This is a genomic window from Sulfitobacter sp. HI0129, assembly GCF_001635395.1.
Classification (GTDB): Bacteria; Pseudomonadota; Alphaproteobacteria; order Rhodobacterales; family Rhodobacteraceae; genus Sulfitobacter.
Genome location: NZ_LWGH01001026.1, coordinates 1 through 15,216, shown reverse-complemented (window position 1 = coordinate 15,216; position 15,216 = coordinate 1). Strand labels below are relative to the sequence as shown.

Here is a 15,216-nt window from a genome sequence, read left to right as displayed (position 1 = left end):
GCAATCAGCGAAGGCCAGATCGGCCGCCTTACTGGCGATCTGACCGCACGGGCCTTTGGCGTGCGCGTGTCAATACACCGCCTCCGTGACAACGTCGCGACCGAGGCCAGCGAACACCTGACCTCGGGCGGCCGCGCGGCAACGGCCTTGCTCGGGCATCGCAGCGAAAGGACCGTGCAGCGGTATTACGACCACTCAACAGGACTGGCTTCCGCCCAGGAGTTCGTGGATATGATCGAGGGCCAGCGCAGCCTCGATGTGGAATTGAAGCTTTGAGTTGGCGGAACAGGCATGAGTGTGTATCGCCGTTCCCCACCGAAAATTCCTTTTTTTCCGAAGGATGTTGAAAACGCCCGGTAACCATCCGCACGGGGTGAGGGTCGACCGTTTTCAACAAGACCCAGTGGTCGCCGAACCTTCCGAACCCATCCTAACTTTGCTTCGACTGTCCACAACAATTACAGCAGGATAGCCAAGGTTCCGTGAAAGGCTTGATCTCATTGCTGGAAGCGTCGCTGAGGGCGGGAAGCAGTAATTGGCTGCAAACGCTTTAGAGACGGTTGGCATCTAAGGGCGCGGCACTGCGGAAGACGGGGGTTGACCAGACGTTGGGCACCAAGGCGTCAGGGGTTGCCCTTCAAGCCGGCAAGACGTGCGACACATTGTGCGGTGTCCACCGCCCTCCAGTTCGCGCCAAGCGAATAGCCAGACTTGCGAAGACTGTTGGTCTCTTGGCGGTTGACTACGGCTACACACCCGCAGGACAAGCATATAGACATACGCAAGCGGAGTATTTCCTGCGAGTGGGGCACCAATATTATGAAAATAGAACGTATTGAAGTATTTAACTTTCGCAAATTGCGGCGGGCCCGTCTGGACATGTCGGGCAAGCAGACACTGCTCGTTGGGGCCAACAACAGCGGCAAGACATCTGCGATGAAGGCGTTGCGCAAATTCCTCAAGGATCGCGGCGGAATCGACACGCGTGATGTTACAGCATCAAACTGGATCGATATCGAGCAGGTTGCGAGTGCCTGGACGCAGGAAACCGATGTGGATCTCAACCCTCTATTAGATAAACTCCCGTTCCTCGACGTCTGGATCTATGCGGAAAATTCAGAACTCCATCATGTCGCGCATTTGATCCCCACATTGACTTGGACCGGCGGATATCTCGGTGTTCGCCTGCGCCTTGAACCCAAAAAGGGTATCGATATCAAGGCGGGCTACCTCGCCGCTCGCCAAGCCACCGAGGAGCTAAAGCCGGGTGGCACTTTGGATAATGGATTTGCGCTTTGGCCGCGCGATTTTCGGGAGTTCTTGGACAAGCGCCTGAAGGATCTGTTCCAACTGAACGCTCATCTTTTGGACCCTGATGACTTTGTAACGTCCGGAGAGGTAGTTCCGCCGCCCCTTCCGGCACTGTCAGAGGGGATCGGCGCCAACCCCTTTGCCGGCCTAATCCACATTCGTGAAATCAACGCTCAGCGTGGGTTCGCCGATGCCGGTGACGGGAACCATGATGATGGTGAACTCGTCCATACTGACAGCCGCAAGATGGCAAGCCAGATACAGACCTATTTCCGGAAACATATTGACCCTGAAACGAATCCCACGTTGAACGACGTCAAAGCGCTCATGGCGATTCATGATGCCGAGGCCACCTTTAATGACCGCCTCAAGGATGGCTTCGCCAATGCAATTAGGGAACTGGAAGAACTCGGCTATCCTGGCGGCCTCAACAATCCGAAACTGCTTATAGCTACGCAGATCAAGCCCGTTGACGGACTCAATCACCCGGCGGCTGTGCAATATGATGTTTCAGGCAACACATCCGGGATAAACCTGCCCGAAAGCTACAACGGCCTGGGCTTCCAGAACCTGATATCAATGGTATTTCAGCTCATGCGCTTCCGGGATGACTGGATGCAGGTAGGTAAATTCAAATCACAGGTGGTTACCCCGGAGGACAAGGGCATCGAACCCTTGCAACTGGTGCTGGTCGAGGAGCCAGAGGCTCACCTGCATGTTCAGGTGCAGCAAGTCTTCATGGCCAAGGCCCACAAAGTGCTACGCAACCATGAGGATCTGGTGAAAGAGGACTCGGCTTTCACCACGCAGCTGGTCGTGAGCACGCATTCGGGCCATATCGCACACGCCGCCGCTTTTGGGGAGTTGCGTTATTTCAAGCGCGAACTGCCAAGTCCCGGAGTTGTTCCTACAACCACTGTGGCAAATATGACAGGGCTATTCGGCGCGGACACAGAAACTCATCGTTTCGTGACGCGCTATCTGTTGAGCACACATTTTGATCTATTCTTCGCCGACGCGATCATCGTTATCGAGGGTGCCGCAGAGCGGATCCTGCTGCCGCTTCTGATCCGGCATCACTACCCCGACTTGGCAGCGGCCTATCTTTCCTTCTTGGAGCTGGGCGGCAATCACGCGCATCGGATGCGGCCTCTGATCGAAGCGCTGGAGCTGCCGACGCTGATAATCACCGATCTCGATGCCGCTACGAAGGTCAGGAAAGTGGTCAAGAATGGCGAAAGGAATGTCTGGGAGTCGGCCCGGCCGCGCTCGGGGGCAGCTCAGGAAACCACGAACCACGCTCTGAAAACCTGGCTCCCGGAGATGGCAGAGGTCGACAAGCTGATGATCGCGCCGCCGAATACACTCTGCCATACCGATGCCACCCAGACCATCGCCGTCTCCTTTCAGACACCGCAAGTGGTCACGCTGGGCGAGGAGACTCAAACCATCACGCCCAGCACGTTCGAGGATGCTCTCGTCCTGACCAACCCGGAAGCCGTGAAAGACGCCGCAAAAACGGATCTTGCCTGCCTCATGACCCGTGATTTTGGCAAATACATCGATGCCGTATCCACGCCTGAGGACCTCGCCACGGCGCTCTTTGAGCGGTTGGCCAATAAACCGGAGAAGGCCGCCTTCGCGCTCGACCTCTTGTATATCAAGGACATTAAAGCGCTTCGGGCGCCGCCCTATATCGATAGTGGCTTGACTTGGCTCGCGGGCAAGCTGAAGGCCGGAGTAGGTGCGATATGACAGACATAAGCGACGACACCCGCGACGCTGGCGCTGATGCGACGATCCGCGCGTGTCTGTCCCTCGATCAGCCGCGTAGCTTCTTTCTCTATGCTGGGGCGGGATCAGGCAAGACTCGCTCTCTCAAGGACGCACTGGAGGGGTTGGACACTCAGACCCTGACCACCTTGCGCAAACACAGCCGCAAGATCGCCGTGATTACCTACACCAACGCCGCCGCAGATGAGATCACGCGCCGCGTCAAGGCCGATCCAGTGTTTCAGGTGCAGACCATCCACAGCTTCGCTTGGTCGCTCATCCAGGGGCGAACAGCAGATATTAGAGGCTGGCTTGAGAGAAATTTGAAAACTGAGAGTGCCGAGATCGAGGTTGCCCAGGCGAAGGGTAAGGCAGGCACCGCCGCCCATGACGCACGCCTCAAGAAGATGGCTTCCAAGACAAAACGGCTGGGGCGCTTGGATGAGGTCCGAGCCTTCACCTACGCGCCAGAGGGGGACAATTTCGGTCGCGACGCGCTGCAACATGCCGAGGTTATTGCGCTCGCCGCACATTTCCTGACTGAAAGCGAGACGTTCCAAAACATCGTTCTGGCGCGCTACCCGTTCATCTTGATCGACGAGAGCCAAGACACGATGAAACCATTGATGGAGGCGCTTTTGACCTTCGAGGCGCGCCATCGCGGCCGCATCGCCTTAGGGTTGCTCGGGGACACGATGCAGCGCATTTACAGCGATGGTTTGCGCGATCTCGACAAACGCGTCGGGGATTTCGAGCAACCGGCGAAACAGATGAATCACCGCAGCCGTGCGCGCATCATTGATCTGGCTAATGCGATCCGGCGCGAAGATGATAGCCGCCAGCAGCAGGCACGTGAAGACAAACCGGGTGGCACCGTGCGCGTCTTTCTTGCACCGAGCGAGAGTGCGGATCGCGTAGCCTTCGAAACCTATGCCCAGGCGGAGATGGCGCGTATCACCGGAGACCCCGCGTGGCAGGACCCGGAGACGATCAAAACCCTTACGATCGAGCGTCACATGGCCGCTGCGCGTCTTGGTTTCAGCGACCTGTTTGAGCCCCTGAGCAAAGCCGGCAACCTCAAGGACGGGTTTCGCAATGGAACCCTGCCCGCGATGCGGCTTTTCACACATCGGATCTTGCCATTGGTGGAGGCTCACATGAGTGGGGATGCCTTTGCCGCGATGGCGGTGCTGCGCGACGGTTCACCGTTAGTAGATAAGAGAATAATCCGGTCGGACCGTGGGGGCCAAGCCACAGGTCTCGATCAGGCGCGAACGGGCGTCGAAGCCCTTATGACGCTATTTGAGGACGGACGGGATCCGTGCTGTGCCGAAGTGTTAACGATAGTGGCCGAGCACCGGCTGTTCCCGATCCCCGACCAGCTTCGGCACTGTTTGCCTGATTACGGTTCCGTTGCGCAGGACTTGGCCGACAATATCGACGAGCTGGACCTGGACACGTCCGAGGCCATACCACCCACCGATAACAACTTTACCGAGGCCTGGACGCAGGCCCTTGAGGCCCCGTTTTCCCAAGTTGCGCGCTACCTCGCCTACGTCGAAGACCGAAGCCCATATGGCACCCATCAAGGGGTCAAGGGGCTGGAATTCCCCCGTGTCATGGTTATCGCTGATGACGCCCGCACACGCTTTAAGGGCCTTGCTTCCTATGAGACGCTGTTTGACGTGAAGCCGTTGTCCGCAGCCTCTCGGAAAAAGGCAGATCAGGGCGAAGAAACTACGATCGAGCGCACCCGCCGCCTTCTCTATGTCACCTGCACGCGCGCAGAAGATAGTCTCGCTCTTGTCCTCTATTCCGAGTCCCCTCATACGATCCAAGAGTTTCTGATTTCCAAAGGATGGATGGCCGAGGACGAGGTTGTGATGGTTGAGGCAGGCACGTTCGATCAGGAAGCCGCACCGCAAAGCTGAACTTGTTCAGCAATGACCGCTGAGGGCCGTCCTATAACAGCCAATGTATCAGTTTTCGCTGATTTTTGCCGCTAATTCTTTGTAACCACGTCTTTCTAACTCCACGGCGAGAGACCTGAGCAACTCGACGTCGCCGGATCGTTTGATTACACCGAGGATGATTTGTAGCGCGTCATTGACTGTCGACTCCTCCGATATCTGCAGCCGTTCGAATTCGTCCGCGATTTCTGCGGCACGTTTTGCGTCCAGGTCTCTTTCATGAGCAATGATCGGATGGCTGAGCTTCTTCGCCTCCTTGGCGTAGTGCTCGCTCTCTTGAATTGCCACCGCTTCCGAACGTGTGACTTCAACTTCAAGGCAACTCCCGTCGGCCTCGACCTGCCGGAGCCGCACGTTGCAATTTGCATCTACCGCAAGCTTAACCAGCTTCTCAATGGATCGCTCTGGGGCTTTTGATCGAAGTTGTTCGGCTGAAGCTGGATGATCTTTTTTTGCCTTTAACAATTCGATAAGGCTCTTGCCAAAATCAATGATTGCTTTGCTCCCCTTAGCAGCTTCGGCCGCACCCTTGGCGTAAGGTAATGCCGCTTGAGCCATATCCAGAAGGGTGATCCAGATTGAACCCTCTTCGACACGCTCGACTACAAGTGTTCTGGCGCGGTTTTGTTTGCGGTAGTCTCTTGCGAGAGCAGCTAAAAGCTCGCTCAACGCAAGGGCCGGAACTGGCTGTCTGTTTTCAATGACGATGACAATACTCGCCACTCTTTCATGCGAATTCAATTTGGTGCCCTCGTATTGAACATGAACTGATCTGAGCGTTCCTTATTTCGAATTTGAGCACAACCTCAAACAGGGCTGGCCTTGCCGAACATACTATAATTCAGTTTGGAGCAGCGTGGTTAGCACGAACGTGCGGTTTCAACCCGCTCTCGCGGCAGCGGCGTCCGCTTTCGGGAAGCTGCGGTGCAGCTTTGACGATCCGGGCGAAGGTCCGGATTGGGCCGTTCGCGTGCGGGCTTCCCCATGTAGGTAGGGTGGACAACCGACCTCTGCTGCGTTCCGCACGAACGGTCGCGATGTGCAGGAAGCGGTCTGTGATAATCCGGCCCAGCCAGCGCCAAGGTCGTGCGGTCGCTCCCCAGACCGTTCAGGATGCTACTTGGCAGTGAGTTGTTCAGCGGCGCCGTCCAATAGCGCCTTCTTTCTTTGCCAATCTGGGTCGGCAAACTTGATGGTCTTCCAGAACTCTGGGCTGTGGTTGTGATGCCGGAGATGCGCCAATTCGTGCAGAATGACGTAGTCTATGCACTCTCGTGGTGCTTTGATCAGGTGGGGATTTAGAATAATGGCCCCATCGGCCGTGCAGCTTCCCCAGCGCTTCTCCATTTCTTGCAGGCGAAACGGCGGACGGCCGTTGACCCAGGGCAGCTTCTGTTCCCATTCGGCAAGGCGCCGATCAAAGTAGTCTCGTGCCTTCACACGATACCACGCAGATACACCGGCTCTGACGCTTTCAGGAGAGCCTGATCGGCTGGGAACCTCGAGACGATTTCCTCTTAGTTTCACCGCGCCACGGTGCGTGTCGTCCATGATCACTTTCAGGACGTATCGGCGGCCCAGATACAGAACCTCCTCGCCGGACACATACTCCTTGTCACGCACATGGCTGAAACGCTCTCTTGCCTTCCCGACTTGCATAAAGACCCAACGAGCACGCTTGCTCACCGCCCTGCGGATTTCTGCGGGGTCTGCGCCTTCTGGCGCATCAACGATGACTTCTCCGTCTGGCTCGACGTGGATTGCGATCTTCGTCGTCCGGGAGCCATCGGTTTGCACCCGATAGGACAGGGTCTGTCCGCCATAGGTTAGAACAGGATCGACGGTCATCGGGCTCCCTTGGTCCGGCCCGCACGAACGATTGCCACGATTTCTTCTATCAGCCGCTGGGCAGCGTCGAGGCCACCGAGCACCCTGAAATAGTGTGGCAAAAGTTGCTTCCGGATTTCGCCCTCGATGTTGCCCGGATTGATGGAGTGCGTCTTGACTGCGTTCTCAACGGTTTCGTCGATGTGAAAAGCCTCTTCGACCATGCGCTCTTCGGTGAGTTCGGCCTCGAACCCCTCTGTCTCGACTCTGAGCAAGCCAAAATAGGACTGAGCTTTGGGATGTCCGTCAAAGCGATCCGGGACACCAGGTGTTTGGCGTTGGTCGACTTGCTCCTGAAGGTCCTTGAACAGCACGTATTGCTTGTCTGGGTGATCGAATAGAGCCTCGGCTTGCCGAATGGCGTCTCTGAGGAGCTCCGAGAAAACTCGCTTGGCATAGGGATCATCGATCAAGTCCTGCTCGATAGTCTTCCGGATCCGGGTCTTGATGAGGTCGGCTTCGGTGCGTGTCTTCTCATCAGACCAGTTCTCTGGATCGTCTTCTCCAAGCGTGCGAACCTGAAGAACGCCGGGCGGGTCCTTGATATCCTGACCGATCACTTGCGTGTCGACCATTCTGCGGATCTGCTGTTCGTATTCGGAGAAGTCGACAGTTTCCTGTGCGTCCCGCTTCGCCTGTGTTCGCAGCTCGGTGAAGAACTTCAGGTCACGCTTGTAGGTCCGTATCTGTGCTTCATCAAACGCGCCATCATCGAAGAACGCGCGAGAGGACAGGGCAAGCTGGAGACACATCCCGAATTCGGTCAGCGCCTCGTAGAAATCCTCCCGGATCTTCTGGTTGTCGTCGACCATATGACCGGTGCCGTCATCGGACAGGCGCGGGGTCAGGAGCTGGCGGTATTGCTCCCAGTCTTGCTTGTTTTTCACCGGCTTGAAGATGGCCCAGAGCGCATCATGTAGCGATGGTAGGCGCTTGTATTCGGTGGTCATGTTAGCGATCGTTCCGGCAAGGTCCTCAATGTCGTAGCCGCTCTGCGTCTGGGCGGCCAGATCCTGATAGTCCTGGATGGAGGTGTCGAGCTCAGCAAGGATACCGCGATAATCGACCAGAAGTCCGAACTTTTTCGCATCGTGCAAGCGGTTGACCCGGGCAATTGCCTGCAAAAGATTATGACTCTTGAGATGTTTGTCGATGTAGAGCACCGCGTTCCGCGGCTCGTCGAACCCGGTTAGCAGCTTGTCGACGACAATCAGAATGTCCGGATCTCCAACGGTGCTGAAATCCTCGATGATGCCGTCTTCGTAGGACTTGGGATCGTTGCCGACATTCGCCTTCCACCAGGCCTGCACTTCTGGTGTCTTGGTTTCATCAGTGTCCTCGTGGCCTTCGCGCGTGTCTGGCGCAGAGATTACGACCGCACTGGTCACCAAATTGGTCGCATCAAGCGCGGCCTTGTAGCGGATCGCCGACAGCTTCGAGTCTGTCGCGAGCTGCGCTTTCAGACCCAGGTCGAGCTTTTTGAAGTTCTCGTTGAAATGCTCCGCGATATCCCAGGCGATTAGATCGATCCGGTTGGCGGCGCGGTAGATGCTGTTCTGGGTGGAGAACTTCTTTTTCAGGTCTGATTTCTGGCTGTCCGTCAGGCCTTTGGTGATCTTGTCGAACCAGGCGTCGATTGCAGCCTCATTGATGTCCACGACAGGTTGCCGTTCCTCATAGACCAGCGGCGTCACAGCTCCGTCTTCGACAGCGCGCTGCATGGTGTAAGCGTGCAAAATGGGACCAAACTTGTTGCGGGTCTTGTCGTCTTTCAGAAGGGGCGTGCCTGTGAAGGCGATGAAAGCGGCATTGGGCAGCGCCTTACGCATCCTCTCGTGGTTTTCGCCCCCTTGGCTGCGGTGCCCTTCATCGACAAGGACAATGAGCTGATCCGAGGGGTTGTGGCACTCAGGAAGCTTGGTCGCCGAATTGAATTTTTGCAGCAATGTGAAAATGATCCGCTCGCTGCCAGTGCCGATCCGCTCTGCCAGTTCTTTTCCTGACTGAACCTTCGCCTTCTCACCGTCTTTCTTGGTTGCGATTTCGGAGCCAAAGGCGCCACCGGTCAGGAAGGTGCCCGCCAGCTGCTTTTCCAGATCAACGCGATCGGTCACGACGATCACTCTTGCGCCGGCCAGCTCCGGCTCGACGAGCAGCGCTTTAGTCAGAAACACCATAAGGTTCGACTTGCCTGACCCAGTCGTGTGCCAGATCACACCGCCTTCGCGGCCGCCTTCTGGCTTTTTCTTGGACACCTGATCGATGATTGCCTTCGCGCCGCGGACCTGCTGATAGCGGGCGACGATCTTGCCGAGTTTCTTGTCAAAGAACATGAAGCGCCGCGTGAAATCCAACAGCCTGTCGGGGCGCAGAAGCCCAATGATAAGCCGGTCTTGCTCAGTAACCGCAACAGGAGATGCGTGCAGGCACTTGTAGTCAGCAAAGGCATAACCCGGACGCTCGGCAAAGACGCTGTCTACTTGGTCAGGCTTCAGCTTGGCATTGCGGATGGCCGAAAGCTCCGCCTCTGGCAGCTCTTCCTCGCGCCAGATCGACCAGAATTTTTTCTTTGTGCCAGTGGTCCCATAAAGCCCCTCCGAGCCGGAAATCGACAGAAGCAGCTGTGAATAGGCATAGAGATCCTGGATGCCGTCTCCCTGCTGGTTGCGCAGGTGCTGGCTGATACCTTCTTCGACCATCGCTTTGTCGCGCGTCGTCGAAACAGGGCGCTTGGCCTCGATGACGGCTAAAGGGATGCCGTTGACGAAGACCACGATGTCGGGCCGGTAGCTCCCAAGCCCGCCGGGGCGCTGCACGCTGAATTCCTCGACCACATGGAAATCATTGGCCCCGACATCGGTCCAGTCGATCAGCGGGATGGTCTTGCTGGTTTTTTCACCGTCGACGAACTCGGTGACGGTGATCCCCTTGGTGATATGCGACGTCAGGGCCTTGTTGGCCGGGATCAGCCCTTCGGTCAGGCCGGTTGAGCTCAAGGTCCGCACGACCTCATCGATGCCCCCGGAGGAGAGCACACAGTGCTTCCCCCGATGATCGAACCGATACCGTTTCAGGCGCTCTCGCAGCACGCTTTCCAGAAGCACACCCGTGCCAGCCCCGCGCATCGTCAACGCCTCGCCCGCGCTGACATAGATGTAGCCCATTGCCATCAGCACATGCAGAGCAGGCAGCTTGGCGGCGCCTTCTTCGCGGGTGTCTGGAGTGTCGCGGGCCAAGTTCAAAGCCTATCGAAGACTGAGCCGGTTCTGGGCTGAAAAAGCTGCTGATAGCGGTTGGTCGCGTAGTTGTCGGTCATACCGGCGATATAATCGCAGATGACTCGAGCCGTGGGTGTGTCGCCTCCACCTTGAATGGTCTTTATATAGTGGCGTTCATCGAGAAGTCTCTTGGGATCTGTCGCGAAGGCTTCGAAAAGCTCGGAGACCATCTTCTGGCCTTTGAATTCAAGTTGCTGGACAGCGGGTGTCTTGATAACAAGTTCCACCACCAAACCCTGAAGCGTATCGAGCGCGTCCTTGATCTTCGCCTTTTCATCGCACGCACCGCATTTGAAAATCGCTTGATACTTGAACAACGGCTCTTCAAATTCTGGATTTGCCTCGGCGAAAGTCGTGCCTTCCACAAAAAACCCGACCATGCGCCCGATCGCCTGTTTGCGTTCTGGGGTGTCACATTCGAACAGTTGACGGGTGAATTCATCAAAACGTCCATCGAAATGCTTATCAAGCAGCTGCGACAAGCTTTCCTTTCGTTTGGACTTGTCCTCGAACCAGTGGAGAAATGCTCGACGGGAAATGAGACCAAGCCCGATGGCATCTTCAAGGTCGTGAACGCCGTAGGCGATGTCGTCTGCCAACTCCATGATGGAGGTATCCAGACACTTGAACTTGGTCTTTGCGTGCTTCCCAGCTTCCTTAGGCTTTCGAGAGGTCCTGATCTTCGCCCAATCGGGGATTTCTTTGGCAACCCAATTTAGAACCACGTCCTGATCTTCATCATCAAGATAGCACTTTGGTGGTTTGAAGTCCCCAGCGACGAAGAGGGAGCCATCCGGCGTAACCACCTTGTAGGCGGGATCACCCCTGGCGAGTTTTGCCTCCGGCGCGGGTGCCTTGGGCTCCCCGCCGGGAACAATGGTCCAGTCCACAACTTCGCTGAAGGGCACCGGGTATTTGATGACACCCAGAACAGCGCGCCGGGTGAGGTTCATACCGTGGCCTTCGGCATACTTGTCGAGCTTTGTCACAATTCGAAGGGTCTGACCATTTCCCTCAAAACCACCATAGGGCAGCATGCATCTGTTGAGGGCGACTTCGCCTCCGTGCCCGAACGGAGGATGCCCGATATCATGGGCAAGGCAGATCGTGTTCATCAACATCGGATGTGGGAGATGCGCGAGTGCTGCGCTATCGAGCTCCGTCTCGTCGCCATCCTGCCTTGCTTTCTTGGCCTTCCGATAGAGCTTCTTGGTGATCGAAACGCCGATCTGGCTGACTTCCATAGAATGTGTCAGACGCGTCCGATAGAAGTCGCCGTCCCCGAGGCCAAGAACCTGTGTCTTGGCCTGGAGCCGGCGGAAGCTGGCGGAGTGCACGACCCGCGCGTAATCGCGCTCCCAGTCAGTGCGGTGATCTGTGCGCGGCGAAGGATGAAGCCGCTCTGTCCAATAACTTTTTTCCATTTTGATAGCCTGTCCGAGAACTCATTCGAGAGCAACCCGTCGCTTGCCGGTCATGAGCTGCTGCATCAGAGCTCTTTTCTCAGTGCGGAGTTTGTCAATGTTTGCGACAAGCCGACGCTCCTCATCCAGACAGTCTGCCATCACCCTCCCAATCTTCTCCTGTTCCTGCAAAGGAGGGACGGGCACGGTCACAGTCCAGAAGGCAGATGGGCTAATATTCAACAGCCCGTTGTTCCTAACGCCTGTATTAACCAATCGACTTAGCTGAGGTTTAAGGTAGTCCGCCAAGAAGAGGCCACGATAGAAATCTGAGTTGCAACCATCTTTTAGGCGAAAACACACGTAGACGTGGGGAACCAATCCTTCTGCATATTCGTCGAGACGCAAAACACAACCGAACGGATAGGTGAGAGAGTTTCCTTTGTTGTAGGCAAATTCTCCTTCGCGCAGATGATAGTATCGCTCCACGCTCTTTCCGGCCATGTTACGCGAATACTTGTCGTCCTGTCGCACAAAACCGGCTTTTGAGGAAATGGTCAGCACCGGGATGTCATTTCCCGAATTCCTATCCGACACTGGTTCAGAAATTTTATTTAGCGGAACCTCGCGCCATTCTTGCCCCTCGAACTCGGGGAAGCGGCGTTTGCCGGTGAGAAGGGTTTGCATGAGGGCGCGTTTCTGGGTGCGGGCAGTGGCCAGCAGCGCCTCGACCGTCTCGATGGCCCGGTCCCATGTCGACAGGATCTCCGCAATCTTCTTTTGCTCGGGGAGTGGCGGCAGGAGAACGCGAATTTTGCGAAGGTCAGCAAGAGAGATTTCAGTGAAAGTGCTCCCCTTTGAAACTGCATAGATATTTGCCCGGACTGAGTGGGATCCGAGTTGATATCGTAAAAAAGGTCCAAAGGCTTTGCCGTTCACCGCAATTCGTGCTGTTCCCTGGGTAAGGTTGGCCTCTGGCAAATCAGGGGGAACAATGCTTGTCGCGCCAGTGTTTCCGCGTAGCGAGAAAATAATGTCACCCGGTTCAACGGTCGAACGTTTATAGCGACGATGTATATCCAAAGCGGTCTTGGCCAAGGCACCCGCATTGATTGCCCCGCCTACGTCTGAACTCTTAATATAGGGAATGCCGGCGTCGACATGCTCACCAGCCTGCACGATACCATATACGATTTTCTCCCCGCACACGTCTTGCAAAAGGGCGTGATTCCACCCGTCAGGCACCATAGCCGAGCTCCCGCAAATAGCCTTCCATTCGCGCTTCCAGCTCGACCAGATCGTCTTTCAGTTGCGTGCGCTCGGCGCGCACAGCCATCAGGTCGATTTCGTCCTCTTCCTCGAAGGTGTCGACATAACGCGGGATGTTCAGGTTGAAGTCGTTCTCGACGATCTCGGCCTTGGTCGCGCAATAGGCGTATTTGTCGACCGTCTCACGGGCGCGGAAGGTCTGCTCGATCTTCACGAGGTTCTCTTCGCTCAGTGCGTTCTGGTTGGTGCCGGCTACGAACTCACGGCTGGCATCGATGAACAGCACGCTGTCATCCGTCTTGCGCTTGCGGAAGATCAGGACCGCGGCCGGGATGCCCGTCCCGAAGAACAGCTTTTCCGGCAGGCCGATCACGGCATCCAGCAGGTTCTCTTCGATCAGCTTCTGGCGGATCTTGCCTTCAGTGGAGCCGCGGAACAGCACGCCATGGGGCACGACGACGGCCATGCGCCCGCTGCCAGGTTTCAGTGTCTCGATCATGTGCAGGATGAAGGCATAGTCGCCCTTGGTCTTGGGCGGAATGCCACGGCGGAACCGCGCGAACCTGTCGTTCTCGGCGGTTTCGATGCCCCATTTCTCAAGGCTGAAGGGCGGGTTGGCGACCACGATATCGAAGTGGCGCAGCATGTCGTCCGAGGTGCGCAGTTTGGGGTTGCGGATCGTGTCGCCCCATTCGACCTGGTGGTTCTCTTCGCCATGCAGGAAGAGGTTCATCTTGGCCAGCGCCCAGGTGGAGCCGATAGCCTCTTGCCCGAACAGCGCGTAGCGGCGCGTGCCGCTGCGTTCACGCACCAGACGCCCGCATTTCATGAGGAGGGAGGCGGAGCCACAGGTCGGATCGCAGATGTCGTCGCCTTCCTGCGGATCGACGATGCGGGCCATGAGTTCCGAGACCTCGGCTGGGGTATAGAATTCGCCCGCCTTCTTGCCTGCCGAGGCGGCGAAGCGGGAGATCAGGTATTCGTAAGCCCCGCCGATGATGTCGAGCGCGCCGACACGCGACGGGCGCAGATCGAGCGCGGGCTTGGCAAAGTCTTCAAGCAGGTGGCGAAGGATGTCGTTCTTCTGCTCCTCGTCGCCCAGCTTGTTCGAGTTGAAGCTGATGTCCTGGAAGACGTCCTTGAGCTTGGAGCCGTTGGCCTCTTCGACGGCGTGCAGCGCCTTGTCGATACGCTCACCGTTCCCAGCCTCGAAGCGGCGCTTGTGCAAGGCATCGAACGCGGCGCCCTCGGGAAGGACGAAAGCCTCCTGCTGCATCATGGCTTCAACCAGCTCAGGCGCGTCCGGATGCTCCGCCTCGTAGCGCGTGCGGTGGTCCTTCCATACGTCCGAGACGTATTTCAGGAACAGCATGGTCAGGACGTAGTCCTTGTAGATCGAGGGATCGACCACGCCGCGGAATGTGTCACAGGCGCCCCAAGCGGCCTTGTTGATTTCTTGTTGTGTAATTGGGTTCATCTGTCTGCTCGTGGCCTTTTGGGAACAGTCTTCGCATGTGGAGAGAGTCTCCACAACTGCCGTGCACGAGGGGGATAGGTGTGTCTGGGGAATGGGGCGCTGCGATTGTCAGCTGAGTTGTCCAACAACGCCGGGGAAGATCAGCGCGAGGCAGGGACCAGCCACGGTATTCATCCGGCGAGTGAACTGGCCACCATTCCGACAGGACACTTGGGTATGGCCCTGGAAGCTTAGGCATATGCCTAAGCACATGCTTATGTCTGGGATAGAGATCATCACCGATGGTGGCCGTCGGCGTCGCTCGCCGGTCACTGAGAAGCCGCGGGTCGTCGAGGAGACGTTGGAGGACGGCGATCGAACCAATGCCTACTCAATTCTGATTGTTGCGGGGCACCAGCCAGGCGCCTCGCTTTGGTCATTTCTGCCTCAGGCCCGGCCATCGGGCAATTGCCTCGTCAACTTCATGAACCCGCAGCAGGGCGGTAGAGACATCTGATCAGTTGGTTACAAATTTATTTCAGTTTCTCCCTTCGGATCCAGCAGTATTGGCCAATGTCTATTTTGCCAACGCCGCAGGATTGGGAGCTCGTGGCAGATACTCGAACTCCTCCAGCTTGCAGTAGGCAGTCGAACGGCTTCTTGCGCCCATGGAAGCTCCGGCTCTTGTCACCCGAGGCATTCCGCTGAGGGCATTCAATGAGAAGACGAGATGTTCGATATTCCCACAAGGCCCACGTGCCTTCACCACTTCGTCGAGGAAAACGCGGAGGCGCTGCAGAACGCCGCCCTTCTGCTGGGCGGCGTTCTGCAGCGCCTCCGCGTTTTCCTCGACGAAGTGGTGAAGGCAC

At 56.9% G+C, this 15,216-nt stretch carries 9 protein-coding genes; 3 read left to right on the top strand and 6 right to left on the bottom strand.

The window, feature by feature from the left end:
- The 3 genes from A3764_RS25530 to A3764_RS21925 form a co-directional block, all read left to right on the top strand.
- Positions 1–276, top strand: a 276-nt coding sequence (locus tag A3764_RS25530) for a hypothetical protein (protein WP_201722493.1), incomplete at its 5' end; no start/stop codon positions are given.
- Between the two features lie 543 nt (positions 277–819).
- Complete coding sequence (locus tag A3764_RS21930; protein WP_067925909.1) at positions 820–3,066, top strand: ATP-dependent nuclease; 2,247 nt, start codon at positions 820–822, stop codon at positions 3,064–3,066.
- Complete coding sequence (locus A3764_RS21925; RefSeq protein WP_067925912.1) at positions 3,063–5,015, top strand: UvrD-helicase domain-containing protein; 1,953 nt, start codon at positions 3,063–3,065, stop codon at positions 5,013–5,015. The genes A3764_RS21930 and A3764_RS21925 overlap by 4 nt, the downstream gene beginning before the upstream one ends.
- 48 nt (positions 5,016–5,063) lie before the next feature.
- On the opposite strand, the gene A3764_RS21920 is transcribed toward A3764_RS21925, so the two are convergent.
- The 6 genes from A3764_RS21920 to A3764_RS21895 all read right to left on the bottom strand — a co-directional run bounded on the left by A3764_RS21920 (position 5,064) and on the right by A3764_RS21895 (position 14,368).
- The gene (locus A3764_RS21920) at positions 5,064–5,795 is read right to left on the bottom strand and encodes a hypothetical protein (protein ID WP_150120850.1); all 732 of its coding nucleotides are present in this window, start codon (positions 5,793–5,795) and stop codon (positions 5,064–5,066) included.
- A gap of 375 nt (positions 5,796–6,170) precedes the next feature.
- Positions 6,171–6,902 carry a M48 family metallopeptidase gene (locus A3764_RS21915; RefSeq protein WP_067925926.1) on the bottom strand — a complete coding sequence of 244 codons (732 nt, stop codon included), beginning with the start codon at positions 6,900–6,902 and terminating at the stop codon, positions 6,171–6,173.
- Positions 6,899–10,177, bottom strand: a complete 3,279-nt coding sequence (locus A3764_RS21910) for a type I restriction endonuclease subunit R (protein ID WP_082851111.1) — start codon at positions 10,175–10,177, stop codon at positions 6,899–6,901. The genes A3764_RS21915 and A3764_RS21910 overlap by 4 nt, the downstream gene beginning before the upstream one ends.
- Before the next feature lie 2 nt (positions 10,178–10,179).
- Positions 10,180–11,643 carry an anti-phage deoxyguanosine triphosphatase gene (locus A3764_RS21905; protein WP_067925934.1) on the bottom strand — a complete coding sequence of 488 codons (1,464 nt, stop codon included), beginning with the start codon at positions 11,641–11,643 and terminating at the stop codon, positions 10,180–10,182.
- A gap of 21 nt (positions 11,644–11,664) precedes the next feature.
- On the bottom strand, positions 11,665–12,870 hold the full coding sequence (locus A3764_RS21900) for a restriction endonuclease subunit S (RefSeq protein WP_067925937.1): 1,206 nt from the start codon (positions 12,868–12,870) through the stop codon (positions 11,665–11,667).
- On the bottom strand, positions 12,860–14,368 hold the full coding sequence (locus tag A3764_RS21895; protein ID WP_067952105.1) for a type I restriction-modification system subunit M: 1,509 nt from the start codon (positions 14,366–14,368) through the stop codon (positions 12,860–12,862). Before A3764_RS21895 ends, A3764_RS21900 begins: the two co-directional genes overlap by 11 nt.
- Positions 14,369–15,216: the final 848 nt, after the last annotated feature.